Origin of the sequence: Chryseobacterium piperi, from assembly GCF_002285635.2 — a bacterium.
In the GTDB taxonomy this organism is placed as follows: Bacteria; Bacteroidota; Bacteroidia; order Flavobacteriales; family Weeksellaceae; genus Chryseobacterium; species Chryseobacterium piperi.
Map to the genome: position 1 here is coordinate 3,902,961 of NZ_CP023049.2, position 18,040 is coordinate 3,921,000.

Annotated in this window: 20 protein-coding genes; 10 read left to right on the plus strand and 10 right to left on the minus strand. The window is 36.2% G+C overall.

Translation table 11 applies throughout. From position 1 onward, the window contains the following. The first annotated feature begins 8 nt into the window (after positions 1-8). The 5 genes from CJF12_RS17095 to CJF12_RS17110 all read left to right on the plus strand — a co-directional run bounded on the left by CJF12_RS17095 (position 9) and on the right by CJF12_RS17110 (position 3,725). Positions 9-317 carry a DUF3467 domain-containing protein gene (locus tag CJF12_RS17095; protein WP_034685220.1) on the plus strand — a complete coding sequence of 103 codons (309 nt, stop codon included), beginning with the start codon at positions 9-11 and terminating at the stop codon, positions 315-317. Positions 318-465: 148 nt separating this feature from the next. Continuing rightward, positions 466-861, plus strand: coding sequence for a cytidine deaminase family protein (locus CJF12_RS17100; RefSeq protein WP_034685222.1), 396 nt, complete (start codon positions 466-468; stop codon positions 859-861). A gap of 122 nt (positions 862-983) precedes the next feature. Beyond that, positions 984-1,865 carry a GNAT family N-acetyltransferase gene (locus tag CJF12_RS17105; protein ID WP_051887301.1) on the plus strand — a complete coding sequence of 294 codons (882 nt, stop codon included), beginning with the start codon at positions 984-986 and terminating at the stop codon, positions 1,863-1,865. Positions 1,866-2,009: 144 nt separating this feature from the next. Next, positions 2,010-2,174 carry a hypothetical protein gene (locus CJF12_RS19975; RefSeq protein ID WP_157759868.1) on the plus strand — a complete coding sequence of 55 codons (165 nt, stop codon included), beginning with the start codon at positions 2,010-2,012 and terminating at the stop codon, positions 2,172-2,174. Between the two features lie 270 nt (positions 2,175-2,444). Continuing rightward, on the plus strand, positions 2,445-3,725 hold the full coding sequence (locus CJF12_RS17110) for an alkaline phosphatase family protein (protein ID WP_034685223.1): 1,281 nt from the start codon (positions 2,445-2,447) through the stop codon (positions 3,723-3,725). A gap of 70 nt (positions 3,726-3,795) precedes the next feature. Here the strand turns inward: CJF12_RS17110 and CJF12_RS17115 are convergent, their stop codons facing one another. Further along, the gene (locus tag CJF12_RS17115) at positions 3,796-4,674 is read right to left on the minus strand and encodes an NAD(P)H-binding protein (RefSeq protein WP_034685225.1); all 879 of its coding nucleotides are present in this window, start codon (positions 4,672-4,674) and stop codon (positions 3,796-3,798) included. Between the two features lie 170 nt (positions 4,675-4,844). Between CJF12_RS17115 and CJF12_RS17120 the strand changes: the two genes are divergently transcribed. After that, positions 4,845-5,222, plus strand: a complete 378-nt coding sequence (locus CJF12_RS17120; RefSeq protein WP_034685227.1) for a winged helix-turn-helix transcriptional regulator — start codon at positions 4,845-4,847, stop codon at positions 5,220-5,222. Between the two features lie 212 nt (positions 5,223-5,434). Here CJF12_RS17120 and CJF12_RS17125 read toward each other — a convergent pair whose 3' ends face one another. The 3 genes from CJF12_RS17125 to CJF12_RS17135 form a co-directional block, all read right to left on the minus strand. After that, the gene (locus CJF12_RS17125) at positions 5,435-6,346 is read right to left on the minus strand and encodes an AraC family transcriptional regulator (RefSeq protein WP_034685229.1); all 912 of its coding nucleotides are present in this window, start codon (positions 6,344-6,346) and stop codon (positions 5,435-5,437) included. A gap of 332 nt (positions 6,347-6,678) precedes the next feature. Continuing rightward, positions 6,679-7,731: an NAD(P)-dependent alcohol dehydrogenase gene (locus tag CJF12_RS17130; protein WP_034685231.1), complete on the minus strand. Its 1,053-nt coding sequence runs from the start codon at positions 7,729-7,731 to the stop codon at positions 6,679-6,681. A 22-nt stretch (positions 7,732-7,753) separates the two neighbouring features. After that, positions 7,754-8,161: a cupin domain-containing protein gene (locus tag CJF12_RS17135; RefSeq protein ID WP_034685233.1), complete on the minus strand. Its 408-nt coding sequence runs from the start codon at positions 8,159-8,161 to the stop codon at positions 7,754-7,756. 132 nt (positions 8,162-8,293) lie between these two features. Between CJF12_RS17135 and CJF12_RS17140 the strand changes: the two genes are divergently transcribed. After that, positions 8,294-9,196, plus strand: coding sequence for a helix-turn-helix domain-containing protein (locus CJF12_RS17140; protein WP_034685234.1), 903 nt, complete (start codon positions 8,294-8,296; stop codon positions 9,194-9,196). 186 nt (positions 9,197-9,382) lie between these two features. Then, positions 9,383-10,723: a carboxylesterase family protein gene (locus tag CJF12_RS17145; protein WP_034685236.1), complete on the plus strand. Its 1,341-nt coding sequence runs from the start codon at positions 9,383-9,385 to the stop codon at positions 10,721-10,723. 475 nt (positions 10,724-11,198) lie between these two features. Here CJF12_RS17145 and CJF12_RS17150 read toward each other — a convergent pair whose 3' ends face one another. The 6 genes from CJF12_RS17150 to lpxK form a co-directional block, all read right to left on the minus strand. Next, a complete protein-coding gene (locus tag CJF12_RS17150; RefSeq protein ID WP_262483416.1) occupies positions 11,199-12,665 on the minus strand; it encodes an alpha-amylase in 1,467 nt (488 codons plus the stop codon). A 38-nt stretch (positions 12,666-12,703) separates the two neighbouring features. After that, a complete protein-coding gene (gene dinB, locus CJF12_RS17155; protein WP_034685239.1) occupies positions 12,704-13,819 on the minus strand; it encodes a DNA polymerase IV in 1,116 nt (371 codons plus the stop codon). A 48-nt stretch (positions 13,820-13,867) separates the two neighbouring features. Beyond that, positions 13,868-14,323: a GNAT family N-acetyltransferase gene (locus tag CJF12_RS17160; protein WP_034685240.1), complete on the minus strand. Its 456-nt coding sequence runs from the start codon at positions 14,321-14,323 to the stop codon at positions 13,868-13,870. 14 nt (positions 14,324-14,337) lie between these two features. Then, a complete protein-coding gene (locus CJF12_RS17165) occupies positions 14,338-14,853 on the minus strand; it encodes a TlpA family protein disulfide reductase (protein WP_034685331.1) in 516 nt (171 codons plus the stop codon). A 104-nt stretch (positions 14,854-14,957) separates the two neighbouring features. After that, positions 14,958-15,773, minus strand: coding sequence for a purine-nucleoside phosphorylase (locus tag CJF12_RS17170; protein WP_034685241.1), 816 nt, complete (start codon positions 15,771-15,773; stop codon positions 14,958-14,960). Beyond that, positions 15,757-16,782 carry a tetraacyldisaccharide 4'-kinase gene (gene lpxK / locus CJF12_RS17175; RefSeq protein ID WP_034685243.1) on the minus strand — a complete coding sequence of 342 codons (1,026 nt, stop codon included), beginning with the start codon at positions 16,780-16,782 and terminating at the stop codon, positions 15,757-15,759. Before lpxK ends, CJF12_RS17170 begins: the two co-directional genes overlap by 17 nt. 49 nt (positions 16,783-16,831) lie before the next feature. Here lpxK and truA point away from each other — a divergent pair, with 49 nt between their 5' ends. Both truA and CJF12_RS17185 read left to right on the plus strand, forming a co-directional pair. Then, the gene (truA, locus tag CJF12_RS17180; RefSeq protein ID WP_084675649.1) at positions 16,832-17,623 is read left to right on the plus strand and encodes a tRNA pseudouridine(38-40) synthase TruA; all 792 of its coding nucleotides are present in this window, start codon (positions 16,832-16,834) and stop codon (positions 17,621-17,623) included. A 23-nt stretch (positions 17,624-17,646) separates the two neighbouring features. Next, positions 17,647-17,988: a hypothetical protein gene (locus CJF12_RS17185; RefSeq protein WP_034685244.1), complete on the plus strand. Its 342-nt coding sequence runs from the start codon at positions 17,647-17,649 to the stop codon at positions 17,986-17,988. Positions 17,989-18,040: the final 52 nt, after the last annotated feature.

Here is an 18,040-nt window from a genome sequence, read left to right on the forward strand (position 1 = left end):
AAGAAAACATGGACAATCAAAATCAAAATCCACAAGACGGAAACATCAACATCGAACTTAACGAAATGGTAGCTGCTGGGATCTATGCTAACTTAGCATTAGTAAACCACTCTCCATCTGAGTTTGTAGTAGATTTCATCCAATTAATGCCGGGTGTTCAACAAGCAAAAGTGAGATCAAGAGTTATCCTTGCTCCTCTTCACGCTAAAAGAGTATTATCTGCTCTTCAACAAAACATCGCTAACTACGAGCAACAATTTGGTGAAATCAAAGAAGTTGAGCCTTTCGTATTAGGTGGTAACAACGTACAAGCATAAGATTTTCTTACTATAAATCAGAATGCCTCAATATTTATTGAGGCATTTTTTTTGCCAATTCTGAAATTTTCATTCTACCCGGATATATCTTTTTATCTTTACAATGATCGACAATAACTGCTGAAATTGAATCCTCTTTAATATGATAATGAGAAAAGACCTTAAAGAAATTGCGGGCCGACTAGCCCAACCTGTTATTCTTAATGATTTTGTAGAATATGGAGGTGTTGCTGCTGCCATTGAAACCAGATCCGGTACTATTTATACGGGAATCAGTATTGATACTGCCTGTTCTATGGGGTTTTGTGCAGAGCACAGCGCCGTAGCAGAAATGCTCAAAAATGGGGAACAACATATTAAAGCGGTTGTAGCGGTAGGAAGTGATGGGAATGCTGTTCCTCCATGCGGCCGATGTCGGGAACTGATGAGCCAGCTTTCTAAAGAAAATCTAGATGCAATAGTAGAAGTTAAGAACGGAGTCTTCGTGACCTTAAAAGAATTATTGCCTTTCGACTGGAAAGAAGATCTTGAACAGAAATGGTAATTTTAGTGAATCTAACATTCTTAAAAAGTTCTTCTTACATGAAAAAGGTTACCAATTCACAATTTCACGGTTTAACGATTTTACAATACTCAATTCATTCCAATAACTAAATAACAATCTAAATGGAATTCAGAAACTTAGCAGAACTGCCCATAACAGAGCTTTTATCCGTATTTAACCAATCTTTTTCAGATTATATAGTTCCTTTTCATCTGACATTAGAACAGCTCAAATCAAAAATTGAAACTGAAAAAATAGATATGGAAGTTTCTGTTGGTGCATTTCAATCAGGTCATTTAGCCGGGTTTATCCTCCATGCAGAAAAAATTGAAGATGGAAAACGTATCATTTACAATGCAGGCACTGGAATTATACCTGAATTTAGGGGACAAGGATTGGTGAGAAAGATGTATGACTTTATTCTTCCGGGACTTCAGGATAGAAAAGCAGATGCATTGATGCTTGAAGTTATTGAGGGAAATCAGCCGGCCATAAGAGCGTATAAGAACTTAGGCTTTACCATTTCACGCAAACTGCTTTGCTTTAAAGGAAATGTAGAGCCATCAAAAAAACATACTGATATTTTAGTACGAGGGCTAGACCGTTTTCAATGGGAGATATTCACCTCTTTCTGGGATATTGAACCATCATGGCAAAGCTCAATAATGGTTCTTGAACAGCTGGGGGAAAACTCTATTATTCTGGGAGCTTATCAGGAAAACAAGCTTGTTGGATATGCTGTTTACAATCCTGTAGCTGGAAAAGTATATCAGATAGCCGTTCATAAAAATGATAGGGAAAAAGGAATTGGAACCCAGCTTTTCAATGTCATTGGACAAATGAGTGAAGGGAAGACCATATCTATAAATAACGTAGATGATTTTTCAGAGAGTACGAGTGCATTTCTTAATGCGATAGGTCTTAGAAACTGGGTGTCACAATTTGAAATGTCTTGTGAAATCCAATCTTTTAAAGGTTCCAATTATAATGAAAAAGAAAAATAATTCAATATTTAATGAAAAATATAATGGTGTATTGTTTTGATTTAATGAGTGTTATATTGAGGATTTATAAAGGTGTCGCTTGTATTTTTTGCAATTCTGATAATAAATTCATAGATTTACTATACACCAATACCATATAAAAATATGAAAAAAAGTAATGTAACATTAAAAGGAGCTAAAAAGCTAAATAGAGAAGACCAAAGAAAAGTATTTGGCGGAGCTATAAGCTGTCCGGCAGGATTTTATGCTACTACCAGAAATGGAGTAGAAGCATGTTGCCCTCGTAATGGCGGACCTTGCTTTTACTGATCATGATTTCAATGTAAATTTATGTGCCTTGCTTTTATTTAAAAAGCAGGGCATTTTTTATCCTTTTTTGAATACTCGTGACTTAAACATCGTATGTAATCGAGGTTTGCGGAAAGATCTTTTGGTTCTGATGATTTTATTGTAATATTTTAATTATAAACTATCATCATATGATTAGTTTTGAAAAAAAAGTAACTTATGTAATATACTTTTAATCCATCAAACTTTTCTGAGAAAAACTTACGATGTAACTTTGCAAAAATTTTTACAATGAAGCGAGGAATACAAATTTTACTTCTGTTTATTTCAATAATGGGCTTTGCTCAGAAACCAACGGTTGATACTACACAGGTTGTAATCCCTAATCGATACAACAGTGTTGATGCCCAAACAAAGCCTTATGTAATTATGATTTCTACGGATGGCTTTCGGTATGATTATGCTAAAAAATATCATGCTGAGAATTTGCTAAAGCTTTCCAATGAAGGAGTTCAGGCCAAAGCGATGATTCCAAGCTATCCAAGTATAACCTTTCCTAATCACTGGAGTTTAATTACAGGATTGTACCCTGCACACCATGGCCTGATTGATAATTTTTTCTATGACTACAAAAGGAAAGAATTTTATGCGATGAGTGATAAAAAAAATGCAGAAGATGGAAGTTGGTATGGGGGAACACCTCTTTGGGGACTTGCTGAAAAGCAGAAAATGGTTTCCGCTTCTTTGATGTGGGTAGGTTCTGCAAGTGATGCCGGAGGAGAAAGACCTACTTATTATTATCCATATCATGAGAAGTTTACCCCCTCTGAAAAAGTAGATAAAGTGGTGAACTGGCTTACATTGCCTATGGATAAAAGGCCTCATTTTATTTCATTATATTTTCCGGAGGTAGATGGTAGCGGACATCACTATGGACCGGACGCAAAGGAGACAGAAGACGCTGTTCATCTTGTAGATAAAGCAATAGGAGACCTTGTACAAAAGATCAATAATTTAGGATTAAAAAATGTAAACTTTATTTTTGTTTCAGACCACGGGATGATAAAAGTAGATGGCGGAGCTCCGCTTGAAATTCCAGCCATGCTTTTTGATAAAGAACGATTTGACTTCTTTAACTCTCAGACCTTATTAAGAGTCGTTATAAAGCATCAGGAGGAAACTAAAGCTGTATACAATGAGCTTAAAGCACATAAAACAGCAGATTATGAAGTGTATCTGGATAAAAGGCTTCCTAAATATATGCACTTTGGAATCAAAGATGACCAATATCACAGGATAGGGCAGATTCTTTTAATCCCGAAAGCACCCAAAATATTTTTAGAAAAGGGAAAGAAAACATCAGTAGGAAAACATGGATATAATCCGAGACTGGTTCCTGAAATGAAAGCAACATTCTATGCCTGGGGTCCGGAATTTAAAAGCAATGTAGTGATTGATGAATTTACCAATGTTAATGTTTACCCTTTAGTTGCTGAGGTGCTAGGACTGAAAGTAGATCAGCCGATTGACGGAAAACTAAAAGTTTTGAAAGGTATTTTGAAAAATAAATAGAAAGAGTCATATTTAGATAATAATAGTTTCGGCGCACCATTGGTGCGCCGAAACTATTATTTGAAGTTTACTAAAATTTAGAAGCAAACTCTTTTGCAAAATCCTCTAATTTGGTACTTCCTGTAACCGGAGAGCCGTGATCAATAAAATCTGCTTGTACAACTCCTGTTCTCATTCCTTTTCCCATTTCTGTGTATAATTCTGCCATTTCTTGAGGAAGTCCTGCCTGTACTGCTCCATTCAAATATTCCTCATCTGTAAATTCTACCCACGGTAATTCAGGCTTTCCAATCGCTGAGCCGAGTACAGAGGCAAAATCAGAACTATTGCGAACATCACCTACAGCATATCTTATAGTTTTGCCTTCGGTATTTTTAACCAGCTCTTCAGCGGCTGCTTTTGCAATATCATTAGGGTGTACTAACGGAATGCTTGCATTTTCAGGATAATTTCCACCGATAATTCCTACGTTTTTAACGAGTGGAATATCATTGAAGAAATTAATATAAAAATATCCTGCCCGCAGGAATGTTACGGACGTTTCTTCTAATCCATTATAGATGTTTTCAATATGGTGAAGACCTTTGATCGGACCATTTTCTACAGGAGAAGCTGCTCCTACACTGCTTAGCATAACAACTCGTTTTACATTTGTCTTCTTGATGGCTTCTGCATAATTTTTTCCTGCATTTACTGTATCTTCAACAATATTTACGGCACCCATATTAGGAGGTGTCATGGCAAATACAGCGTCTGCACCTTCAAATGTTTTAACTAAAAAATCTAAATCAGTTATAGAACCTATCGCTGCTTTTGCTCCTAAGGATTCTATTTCATTTTTTTTAGACTCGTTACTGCTGATAACAGTAATATCATGTCCTTCTGCGATTAACTGTTGGGCTAATGGTTTGGCTACGTTTCCCAGAGAGCCTGTGACTATAATTTTCATATGTAAAATTTTTATTGTTTTTTAATGATCATATGTAATCGCTGAATATGGATTAGTTTTTATGAATTGATCAAGTGATTGCGATTTCATAATAAATATTTTTTTATTTCTGATAACAAAGTTATATTTGTACTTACTTTTATACAAGTACTTACCCTAAAGTATGTATCATGACAGCAATTAAAGAGAGTTCTACCATTCAGGAAAACAAGAAGAATATACTGGACCAGTGTCCGGTAATGTATGTTATGGAAAGAATAGGCGGTTTCTGGAAGCCTATTATTCTATTTCAATTATCTACAGGGGGGAAGCGATACAGTGAGCTAAAAAGGGCTATTCCGGAAGTGACGGAAAAGATGCTGATCCAGCATTTAAAACAACTGGAGGCAGATGGGCTGATCATCAGGACGGCGAAGCCTGTTGTTCCACCACATGTAACCTACGAACTGAGTGAAGCAGGTAATAAACTCGCTCCCGTTATTGATGCTATGGCAGATTGGGCTTTTCAGGATATGAAAGGGAAGCATAATTGGAAGCCGGTAAATTAATCTCAAATACTAAAAATAAAGGATCCGCCTCACTAGTTATGAGACAGATCCATTTTTATTAGGAGCCCAGCAAGGTGTTGGCGCCAGCGGGGAGAAAAAAGAGTTTCCTATATTGTAAATTCTGCGAAACTGCAAAATTTGCAGAGCAGGTTTTGGATCAAAGTCATAGCATAGGCTTTGACCAGATTTTCAATATAGCAATCAATATTATTTTAAATTTTGATGGGCACACAAATTTCCACTTTAAAAAGACCATTGTCAGGTTCTTCAGGGTATAATTCAAAACAAAGTTTGTCATCTGGTATATAACCACTTGTAGGAAACCAGGACCCCATAAGCCAATCCCATGCTTCCTGAAACTCCTCTGCATTAACAGTGAATTTTCCTATCACATACTTTCCTTTTTCCAGCGTCATTTTTCCTATTTCGCCATCAACAACTGTATTTTCTGAGGCTGTTAAACAGACACTTGTCCTTAATTTGCTTTTATCTGCAACATTTACATCATCGTGATAAACAATAGCTGTTTTAAACGGACCACTATCCAATAGTCCTCTTGGTCCGGCCCATGCAAAAAGTTTACTGAATAGTGTTTCGAATAATTCATTATCACCTTGATAAGGTCCTGTATGTCTAATGTAAATAACAGGAATGTTAGGGAGTTCCTTAATTTCGATGCTTTCAAGATTTTTCATATTTGTTTTCCATTTAATTGATTTTGTCTGGTTACAAATATATAAGCTTGATTCCAGGTAGTTTTTTGTAAGATTGCTGTTCACTTTATTCAAATTGCTATTCTTCTTTCTAAAATTAGTAGCTGATTCTGAATAGTAAGATGTAAAATTCTTTGAAAATACAGACAAACTTTTAAATCCACTGGCAAAAGCAATATCAGAAATTGAATCTCTGCTATGAACTAAAAGTGATGCTATACGTTCTAATCGTAATCTTAGAATGAGTTGAAATACAGTTTCTCCGGTAACTGCCAGAAATATCCTGCTAAAATGATATTTTGAAAAATTTGAAATTTGAGCTAAGTCTTGTAAGGAAAGATCTTCGTTTAGATTTTTTTCAATATAGTCAATGACTTTGTTAATCCTGTATTTGTATTCATTCTCAATCATAAAGGTGGATTTTATTTTCAACTTACAACTTAAAAGTAATAAAAAATATAAAACTCTTCACAAGTTTCCGTTAACTCAAGCTTATAATTCGCATTATGAAAAAAATGTTCTAATTAGTTTTACTATTCTTAGTTGTAGCATTTAGTTTTGAAAGAATGAATACGGAGCCACCCTTAGATAAGGGCGGCTAAAAAACTAACTGCCATGAGAAATGTACCATTTTTCAGCACTATATATAAAGACACTTATTTCATTGGAATGCAGCATAAGAGGAAAAAAAGAGGCTGTCCTACTTTTTGGACAGCCTCTTTTGTGAAAAAATATCTGAAGAATTATAAAGATTGCATATCAATAACAAAACGATATCTTACATCGCTCTTCAACATTCTTTCATAAGCTTCATTAATCTCATTCATTTTAATCATTTCGATTTCAGAAACGATATTATGCTTGCCGCAGAAATCAAGCATTTCCTGGGTTTCGGCAATACCACCAATTAAAGAGGCTGCTACAGATTTTCTTCCCATAATCATAGGAACCGTATTTAAAATAGGTTCTAGCCCTCCTAAATATCCAACCAAAACAAGTGTTCCACTGATATTTAAAGTGGTAACATAAGGATTTACATCGTGGATATAAGGGACCGTATCAATAATGACATCGAATTTTCCTTTTACAGCATCCATCTCAGCCTCCTCAGTAGAAATGACTACATGATCAGCTCCTAATTGTTTTGCATCTTCTGTTTTTCCTGGAGTCCTTGAGAATAAAGTTACTTCAGCTCCTAACCCTTTTGCTAATTTAATGGCCATGTGCCCTAATCCTCCCAATCCAATTACCGCAACTTTTGAACCCGGTCCTACGTTCCAGTGTCTTAAAGGAGACCATGTCGTAATTCCCGCACATAGAAGCGGAGCTAAAGCTGCAAGATCTAAATTTTCAGGTACTTTTAAAACGAAATTTTGATCAACAACTACTTTTTGGGAATATCCTCCAAAAGTATGGCCTCCCAAATGCTTGTCTTTTCCATTATAGGTTCCTGTGAATCCGTTTAGACAATATTGCTCCAAATCTTTTTTGCAGCTTTCACAAGTTCCGCATGAATCAACCATACATCCTACTGCTGCCAGATCACCAACTTTAAATTTGGTAACATCAGCTCCTGTTTTTGTAATTCTTCCCACGATTTCGTGTCCGGGTACTGCCGGATACATGGTACCACCCCAATCATTTCTGGCGGTATGAAGGTCAGAATGGCATACCCCGCAATATAGAATTTCGATTTCTACATCATTAAGGGTTGTATCTCTTCTTTCAATATTCATTTCTTTTAAGTCTGCTGTCGTAGACTCTGCTCCATAAGCTTTTACCGTGAATGTGCTCATTTGATTTTTAGTTTAATTAAGTTTATAAATTATTGTATTCTTTATCAGTTACCGGCTCCATCCATTCCACAATACCGTTTTGGGTATTGGGATTAATGGCAATATGAGTGAATTCACTATCGGGGCTTGCGCCATGCCAGTGGATCACATCAGGAAGGATATTAATAATATCTCCGGATTTCAGGATTTGGATAGGTTTTCCTTTCTCCTGAAAATAGCCTGTTCCTGAAGTTACAATTAAAATCTGACCGCCACCATGAGAATGCCAGTTATTTCTGCAGCCGGGTTCGAAAATAACATTGCCGATCTGGCAGTTCAGGTCGTCTTCATTAGGTTTTAAGATATGTACCCAAGCAGTTCCGCCTGAAAAATATTCAGCAGGAGCTTTTTCTCCTTTTGGAAAAATGTCTTTAGTATTGAATGTTTCCATAACTATACAAAAGTCGAAACTTTTAACCGAAGACTACTTATATAGATTACAGAAACATGTACCATTTTTACAGGCAGCATTTAAAGTAACAATAGAAAATGGTAATTTTGAATATGATTAAAAGGATATTCTATGGAAAATCAAGATATTAAAATAATTAGTACTGTTTCAGAGTATAATAAAATGATGAATCATGAGACGCTGCATCCTCTGGTGAGTATCATTGATTTTTCCAAAGCTGATCGTATTTCTCAATATAAAAGAAGCTATGGTTTTTACACGGTCTTTCTTAAGGATGTGATGTGTGGAGATATGTATTATGGTAAGAATAATTACGACTATCAAGAAGGAACATTGGTATTTATAGCTCCCGGACAGGTTTACGGGATGAATAATGATGGAACTTACATTCAGCCGGGAGGATATGCTTTGATATTTCATCCTGATTTAATAAAAGGAACCAACCTTGGCAAAAATATCAAAGATTATTCTTTCTTTTCCTATGATGTTCATGAGGCGCTACATCTTTCAGAAAAAGAAAGAGAAATAATTCTTGAATGTTTTAAAAATATTAAGCTGGAACTGGAGCAGTCTATCGATAAGCATAGCAAATCTTTGATTGTGAATAATATTGAATTGTTTTTAAATTACTGTATGCGGTTTTATGACCGACAGTTTATTACAAGAGATCATGTCAACCAGGGAGTTATAGGCAAGTTTGAAAATTTGCTGGATGATTATTTGAAATCAGAAAAGCCTAAAAATATGGGATTCCCTATGGTTAATTATTTTGCGGAACAGCTTAATCTGTCAGCTAATTATTTTGGGGATCTGATAAAAAAAGAGCTGGGAATTTCTGCTCAGGAATTTATTCATAATAAACTTATAGAGGTAGCCAAAGAACAAATCTTTGATCCTGCCAAGTCAATCAGTGAAATCTCTTATGATCTGGGGTTTAAATATCCCCAGCATTTTACACGGTTGTTCAAAGCCAAAGTAGGAGTTTCACCGAGCGAGTATAAAACGCTAAATTGATTTTGTTTACATACTTTAATCAAACACTAATAGCTTTCACTAATGATACCGATTATTAGTGAATTTTTATTTGTGACATTTGTGTTTAAGCTAATCACGGGAATAGGTATTTTCTTTCAAATAAATTCCGGATTTAAAAAAAACTCAACTATTTTTATAAATAGAAGTAAGTAATGTTTTTTTGAGATGAAATCACAACAAAATATAGGAGCTCATATTTTTCAGACCCCTTTTGGAAAAATTATGGCACTTAGAGAAAATGGTATTATCAAAGCCAGAAGTATTCGCTATGCATATTCAGAAAGATATCAGATGCCTATTCCGGTTCAGACATCGGATTCTGAAATTATATATCCTGATAGGACCCCGGTTTCTCCGCAGGTGATCAGTCCACTTATAGAAAAAATGATTGGTGCCATCGATCTTGAGAGCTTTGAAATTGACGAAGCAACCCAGTATTTATCTATCATTCGCCCTGAAAAGATTGAAGAGAATGAAAAACTTGCTGTAATCATCTGGATCCATGGAGGCTCTCATGAAATAGGCTGTGGAGATCTGGCTACTTCCGATGCTACAGAATGGGTTAAAGAGCAAAATATTATTGTAGTTTCCATTTCTTACCGTCTGGGTATGTTTGGGTTTTTAGGGGGTAACGAAACCAGACCTGCGAATCTGGGGCTGTTTGATATGATAGAAGGAATAAAATGGGTTAAAACGAATATTGAAAGCTTTGGAGGTGATCCGGAGAACATTACACTTTTGGGCCAATCTTCCGGTGGTGATGCAATTGCACATTTGATGATTTCGGAAGGAGTTGATGGCTTATTTCAAAGGGTGATTATTCAGAGTGCTCCTTTAGGGCTGAGGGATAGCCGTCAGAAAATGACAGCTGAGTTTCTTAATAAGACAGAAGCAATCAAAGACGAACCTGATGTTTTAAAAATGATGGAAGACTATAAAAAAATGGTTCCGTCTGTTATAAGATATGGGCTGAAGGCTGTGATGCCTTTTGGTACACAATATGGTTTCCCACCGTTATGCAGAGAAGATGAGGTGGTAGAAAAATGGAAACAGAAAGCTCATGAATATGATGTTTTGATAGGGCTGAATGATGATGAAACAGCATTTTATCTAAAGACATCAGAAGCTCTGAATAAATATTTCGGGACTGGTTTCGGACAGAAAATTATGAATCAAACGGTGCGACTGACTACAGAAAAGATTTACGGGAAGCCTGCTGAGCTGTTTGCGAAGAATTATGCATTGGCAGGAGGTAATGTGTATTTATTCAGAATTTATTCAAAACTGGAAAGTGACCATATCGGTGCGGCGCACAGCATAGATCTACCTTTATTATTTGGAAATGAAGCTGCATGGAAATCGGCAGGATTACTAAAGAATATTCCCTGGGAATATATTCATGAAAATGGAAGGAAGCTAAGAGCAGTTTGGGCTGAGTTTGCCCGAACCGGAAAGATTTCTGATCAAACTGAAATACCTGAAATCTTAGAAATTCGAAAAATGTAGTTTTTTTAAACCTTTGTGATATTATTTTATATCTACAATTAGGGCATTTATTGAATAAAAGCGTGTTTTTTAATAGTATATTTGAGTTATTGGACTATTAGGTATACTAATTATAAAACTGATGTTTTCAGACGTCAATTGTAGAACTTGCTTTATGTGACCACCGATCCATGTTTCAACAATTAAACTTTATTAACCTAAACATATTTTTAAAATGAAAACTAATATCTTATCATTACGCCGTGTTCGGAAACTTGACAGGCAAGAACTCAGAAATTTAAAAGCAGGAGACAACGGAAAGACTAAAGTATGTTGTACTTACAATGAATACAACGAATGTTGTGAATGGCCGATCAATATGTATTGCCAAGGCTTACAATGCTAGATTAACAAACGTATTGTATTAATTAAAGAAATACATGACTAGAGGAATTCTTCTGATCATGTATTTTTTTTATTTTTTCAACATCTGTCCTTAAAGTTGTTCAGGAACCCAGACACTGACATTTCCTGCCGGTACCGGAAAATCTCCCCAGCCTTTTTCATTAATGGTTACTTTTTCCTCAAACCTTCCGAGTAGATCGTAAAAAGTTTGACCAACATATTTTTCACCCATTTCCATAGGCTTATTATACGTTTCTTTATTGCTTAGGACAACGGCACAGCCTGCATGCTCATCATCACCCTCACGTACCCAGCCTAGACAGTTGGCATCTTCAAAATAATCTTTCTGGATTCCGTAAGCATATTCCTTACGTGCTTTCAGTAGTTCCTCAATACCATTGATCTTATTAAGAAAAATTTCCTGGTCGTTGCCCTCTTTATCTTTATCAATATAATGAGCTCCATATAAATCCGGATAAAAGACACAAGGATAGCCATCTTCTCTCAAAAGAATTAAAGCATATGCTATTGGTTTAAACCATTCTTCAACAGGAGCTTCTAAATCCTGCAATGGTTGGGTGTCGTGATTATCAACCAGACTTACGGAATGTAAAGGATCGGCCTGGGTTAAAGTTTCATCAAATATTCTTCTCAGATCGTAAGCGCCACCTTCTCGGGATGCGGTGTGAAAGTTATTTTGCAAAGAGCTGTCGAACAGGCTCATGCCTCCTTCGGTAACCTCAATGTATTTCTGAAGCAGATGCAGATATCCGGGAGCCCAGTATTCTCCAACAGCAAAGATGTTCTTTCCTGAATTAGAACGGATCAGGGTAAGCCATTCCTTATAGAAATCAAAAGAGATATGTTTTAAGGCATCCAATCGTACCCCGTCAAAATCAGTCTGGTCAAAATACCATTTTGCCCAGTTATTAAGCTCTTCACGAACGAAGGGATTACGATGCTCAATATCATTGTACATTAAATAATCGTAATTTCCCTTCTCATCATCGATCATTTCTTCCCAGTCATTTCCGTATTCAGACTGGATTTTGAAAATATGGGAATCCATGCCTTCTGCATAATCTACCCCGCTAAAGCAGGTGAAGTTCCATTCAAAATCAGAATATTTTTTACCTCTTCCTGGGAATGTAAATTTGGTATAGGATTCAATTTCAATAATATCAGAGATGATTTTTTCCCTATTATTCTCGTCTACTTTTACCGCTTTGATTTTCTCCAGTTCATCACCCCCGGCTTTATGACCTAATACAATATCTACGATAATCTGGATATTTTGCTCTTTAAGTGCTTTTATGGCCTGGATATAATCACTTTTAACACCATATTTGGTTGGGATGGTCCCTTTTTGATCAAATTCTCCAAGGTCAAAAAGATCATATGCATCATAGCCTGTTGAGTAGCCTCCGTTTGTTCCTTTGTAGGCTGGTGGGAACCATACTGATGTAATGCCTAACTGCGCTAGATAAGAGGACTGTTTTTGAGCTTCTTTCCAAAGTGTTTGATTTCCATCTGAGTACCAATGAAAAAATTGAATCATTGTTTGGTTCATACATTGTAGGGTTTAATTACTACAATTTAGTGAAATTTTCTTAACTGTTGAGACTCAAACTCTTCGAACGGTATTTTTAGTTGAACGGAAATCTGTTTCTTTTCCTCTGTATTGAGGTGGGAGAGGGATAAGCCTAGTAAACGGACTGGCCTGTCATAGGGTCTTAATTCCCAAAGTTTTTTAGCTGTTTTAAAATATTCTTCATCAGAAATGAAATATTCTTCTTTTGTGCTGCTTCTGGTAAAGAGAGAAAAATCTTTGTATTTGATTTTTAAAGTAAGTGAGCGTCCAAGAATGTTATTTTTTTGTAACCGGTGATGAAGCTCGGCACTTAAGCTTTCGAGCTTCTCATTGATTTGCTGTTCATCAAAAAGATCTTCAAAAAAGGTTCGCTCTACTGCAACACTTTTTTGGATCCGATGAGGTTTGACCTCTGAATTGTGAATGCCACGGACAACATTGTAATAGTATTGGCCAGACTTTCCGAAAAGACGGGTCAGCTCTTCCAGTGTTTTTTTCTTTAGGTCTCTACCTTTAAAAATTCCTAAAGTAAACATTTTATTGGCCGTAACTTTTCCAACTCCATAAAACTTTTCAACAGGTAATTCTTCCAGAAATCCTTCTATCTTATCAGGATGAATGGTTTTTTGTCCATTCGGTTTATTGATGTCCGAAGCTACTTTTGCAAGGAATTTATTGACCGAAATTCCTGCGGAAGCAGTAAGTCCGGTTTGTTCAAATATTTTTTGACGAATCTCTTTGGCAATCTGATTGGCAGATTCTATTTCCTTTTTGTTTTCAGTGACATCAAGGTATGCCTCATCCAAAGATAGGGGTTCAACGAGATCTGTGTATTCATGAAAAATCTCCCGTATTTGTTTTGAAATTTCTTTATAACGGGCAAAGCGGGGAGGAACAAAAATAAGATGCGGACATTTTTCTTTGGCTGTCTTACTAGGCATTGCAGAACGAACACCATATTTTCTGGCCTCATAACTTGCTGCAGAGACAACACCCCGGTGTTCACCACCAACAGCTACTGCTTTTCCTTTAAGTGCAGGATTATCATGTTGTTCTACGGAAGCATAAAATGCATCCATATCAACATGAATAATTTTGCGAATGGGAAAAGAAAAATCCATATGACAAAGATATGGATTCATTGAATTCTATTTTAAGATTGTTTTGATTTATGTTTTTAATCTCATGGTCAGAAGGAGAGGTTCAAAACCTGCCTTCTCATAAGCTCTGACTGCCGGTTCATTTTGTTCATATACATCCAGTCTTATTTCAGACATTCCTTTATTTTTTGACCATTCGATCAGTCTTTCTACAATTAACTGATTGATCCCTTCTCCCCGGTGTTCGGGCTTTACAAACATAAATCCCAGATAAGCATACTTTTTAAAATTGGTGTAGTCTTTTTGATATTCCTTGATCAGAGCATATTCCGAGGCTACAATTTCATTGCCTTTTTCAACAACAACCAATAAGGCGTCTTCTGATCGGATTAAAAAGCTTAAATCATAATAATGAATCTCACCTTCCTTTAAGGTTTTGTCAACAAGTCTTTCGGACTCAACAATACCCTGCTCAAATTCTAAAAGGACTTCTAGATCGTTTTCTGTAGCTTCTCTGATTTTCATGGTAAATGTATTCTTTATTTTAAAAGCTGGTTAATAGTGCTTTGTATTTCAGGATCTTCAGGAGAAATAGCATAATATTTAGCAATAGCAGATTTTTGATCAATGACCATGTATCTGGGAATCCAGTTCAGGTCAATATAATTATTGAAATCATTTTTCCATCCTGATGCAAACCAGTAATTGTCTTTATCCTTCATATTAAATCTTTCAAGACTTTTATCGAAACCTTCTTTTGATCTTTCCAGTGAAAGAAATACAAAATCTATATTCGGATTATTTTTCTCCAGTTCCTCAGCTTTGGGAAGTGCCTTCAAGCAGTCTCTGCACCATCCTGCCCAAAAATCAATTACCAATACTTTTCCTTTATGCTGGTTAAGGATATCCTGTATAGTGATGCTTTTTCCGTCTTCATCCTCCAATTTCTGATGTAAAGCTTCTTTAGAAAAACCGGTTTTAAGAACTTTTGGGGCTTCCTGGGAATAGACTAATCCAAATGCTCCTATCATAAAAAATAGCAATAGCTTTTTCATTTTCATTTTCAATTTTATACAAATCTAAACAATGAAATGAATTTAAGAATTGCTTTTCTTATTAATTAGGAAAAATTTAAGATATTGAAATATTCTATAAAGGATTATGGGTAATTTCTGACCAGGCCTTTTACTACGGTAATGACATCAGGCATCGCTTTGTTGGCTGCATTGAGTACTTCTTCATGAGAAACAGATAGTGCAATGTCGGGGCCTCCCAAGTCCGTAATAATAGAAAGACAGAAGACATCCATTCCCATATGTTTTGCTGCAATAACTTCGGGTATTGTGCTCATACCTACCATATCTCCACCAATCGCTTTGATCATTCCATACTCAGCAGGTGTTTCAAAAGTAGGACCTTGCAATCCGACATAAATACCCTGGTTTACTTTGATGTTGTTCTCAGCAGCAGCCTTTTCTGCTATGGCAATCATTTGTTTGTTATAAGGTTCGCTCATATCTACAAAACGAGGACCTAGTTCATCAATATTCTTTCCACGGAGCGGATGTTCGGGCATCATGTTGATATGATCCTTTAACAAAACAACATCAGCGACGTTATAATCTGGATTAACTCCTCCCGAAGCATTGGAAAGAATAAGGTTTTTAATTCCCAGTAGATGAAAAACTCTGATAGGAAACACGACTGTTTCCATAGAATAGCCTTCATAATAATGAAAGCGTCCGCTCATCATCAATACCTTTTTGCCTTCTAAAGTTCCGTAAATTAATTTTCCGCCATGTCCTACTACTGTAGTTTGTGGGAAATTAGGAATGTCTTTATATTCGAGGGTATGGATAGGGGCTACTTCATCCTGAAGCTTTCCTAATCCGGATCCTAGAACAATAGCAAAATCAGGAGTATCCTGAATAATGTTTTTAATGAAATCGGCAGTTTCTTTAATTTTTTCTAACATAATCTGAGATGATCTGGTTAAACTCCTCTTTCTTATCAATGATCACATTGATAGGCCAGCAGTAAACAATATCTCTAAGATAGTCAAAGCTTTTTAAACGAACATAATCTTTCTCTGTTGTTAAGATTAATTTATATTCGCCCAGCTTTTTATATTCAGCAATGATTTTTTTGATATCATCATCTGAAAAATTATGGTGGTCTCTGAATTTCAAATGTTTTACCCTTTGGGAGAATTTTGCCAAATGTTCCAATAAAGGTTTTGGATTGGCAATTCCCGTAATGAGTAAAATATCGTAATAGTTAAGATTGTTGTCAGGAAGTATTTTGTCTTTTCCATAGACGTTTTCGTCATACCCAATGGATGAGAAAAAGACTTTCTGGTGATGGGAAGGTCTGATTCTTGAAATATAATACCGCTTGGTTTCTTCAGTTAATTCATCAGGACATTTGCTGACCATAATGATATCAGCTCTCCTGGCACCGGCTCTTGATTCTCGTAAATCTCCTGCAGGAAGCAGATGATCTTTAAAATAAGGATCATTGAAATCGGTCATCAGGATATTGAATCCTGCCTTTATCGCTCTGTGCTGCATGGCGTCATCCAGAATCAGAACATCCAGATCCATATCAGCAATCACTTTCTTCGCTCCCGGAACTCTTTCTTCGGAAACAGCAATGACAAAACGGTTTTTGAAGCGCTCGAATAATTGCATAGCTTCATCACCTACTGTTTTGTAGTTACTGTCATAATTCGTTACGTCATATCCTTTTGTAAGTCGCCCGTAACCACGGGAAAGTACCCCTGTTCTGTAGTGTCTGGACAGGTATTGGGCAAGGTACATCACCATAGGAGATTTCCCGCTCCCACCAACAGAGAGGTTACCGACATTGATAATCGGAGTATTGAATTTCGTAGATTTAAAAATCCCCAGATCATACATTGTGTTTCGGATACCCGTTACCAAATGATAACCAATGGAGAAAGGATAAAGGTACCATCTTTTCATACGATTGCAAAAATAGTAATTTTCAAGAGCATTTGATCCAATATTCTCAATGATTTTTCAACAATTATTTCATAAAATTAAAGTATTTTTGTGGAGTTATTTTAATACATTGAGGTACTTTATTGAGTTTTCTTACAACGGTAAAAATTATTTCGGTTATCAGATCCAGCCGGATGCTAATTCTGTACAGGAAGAATTGGAAAAAGCGCTTTCCACTATTTTAAGAGAAGAAATTAAGATTACAGGAGCTGGAAGGACAGATACCGGTGTCCATGCTAAAAAAATATTTGCCCATTTTGATACCGGGCAAGAGCTTAGCGATCAGCTTTCTCATAGGCTGAACAGCTTTCTCCCACCAGATATTTCCGTTAAAAGAATTTTTCCTGTGAAAGATGATTTTCATGCGCGTTTCGATGCGACTTACAGAACCTATGAGTATTATATTTCTCTGGAAAAGAATCCTTTTACACTGGAATCGGCCTGGCAACACTGGAGGAGACCTCTGGATATCGATGCAATGAATGAAGCGTGTAAGATTTTGTTTGAATATGACGATTTTACCAGTTTTGCCAAACTCAAGACGGATAATAAAACCAATATCTGTAAAATGTATAAAGCAGAGTGGGAGCAGGATGGAAGCGAACTAAAGTTTACGGTTTCCGCCAACCGTTTTCTGAGAAATATGGTAAGAGCTATTGTCGGAACAATGGTTGAAATTGGAGCCGGAAAATTAAAACCGGAAGATATGCGTAAAGTGATAGAGAATAAAAACCGTAACTCAGCAGGAACCTCAGCTCCGGCACACGGGTTGTTTCTGGTGGATGTAGGCTATGAATTTTAAAATACCCTCAAAAATCTAAACCTATGATGTCGATATTTATTCTGATAGGAGCCTATAGATATTATGCCGCACTGGCGGAAAGATTTGGGAAAACCAAATGGCACTTCGGGCTTTTGGCTATTGCGATCTACTTTGGGTTTCAGCTGGCTTTTCTTTTTTGCTACGGGTTATATATGGGATTGATTCAACCCAATTCTTTTGATGATAATTATAGTGGTTTTTCATGGGTGAATGTTATAAGCTGGTTGGTTGCTATTGCTGCAGTTTGGGGTATTTACCAGCTTATTGAAAAAAAGCTGCAGAAAGAAAGCCTTCAAAAGCCGAGTCTGGATATTGAGGAAATTGGAATGAAGGAGAATAGGTAAAAATACTGATCAATTACATGTATTATCTTGATATATACTATAATTTTGTAAT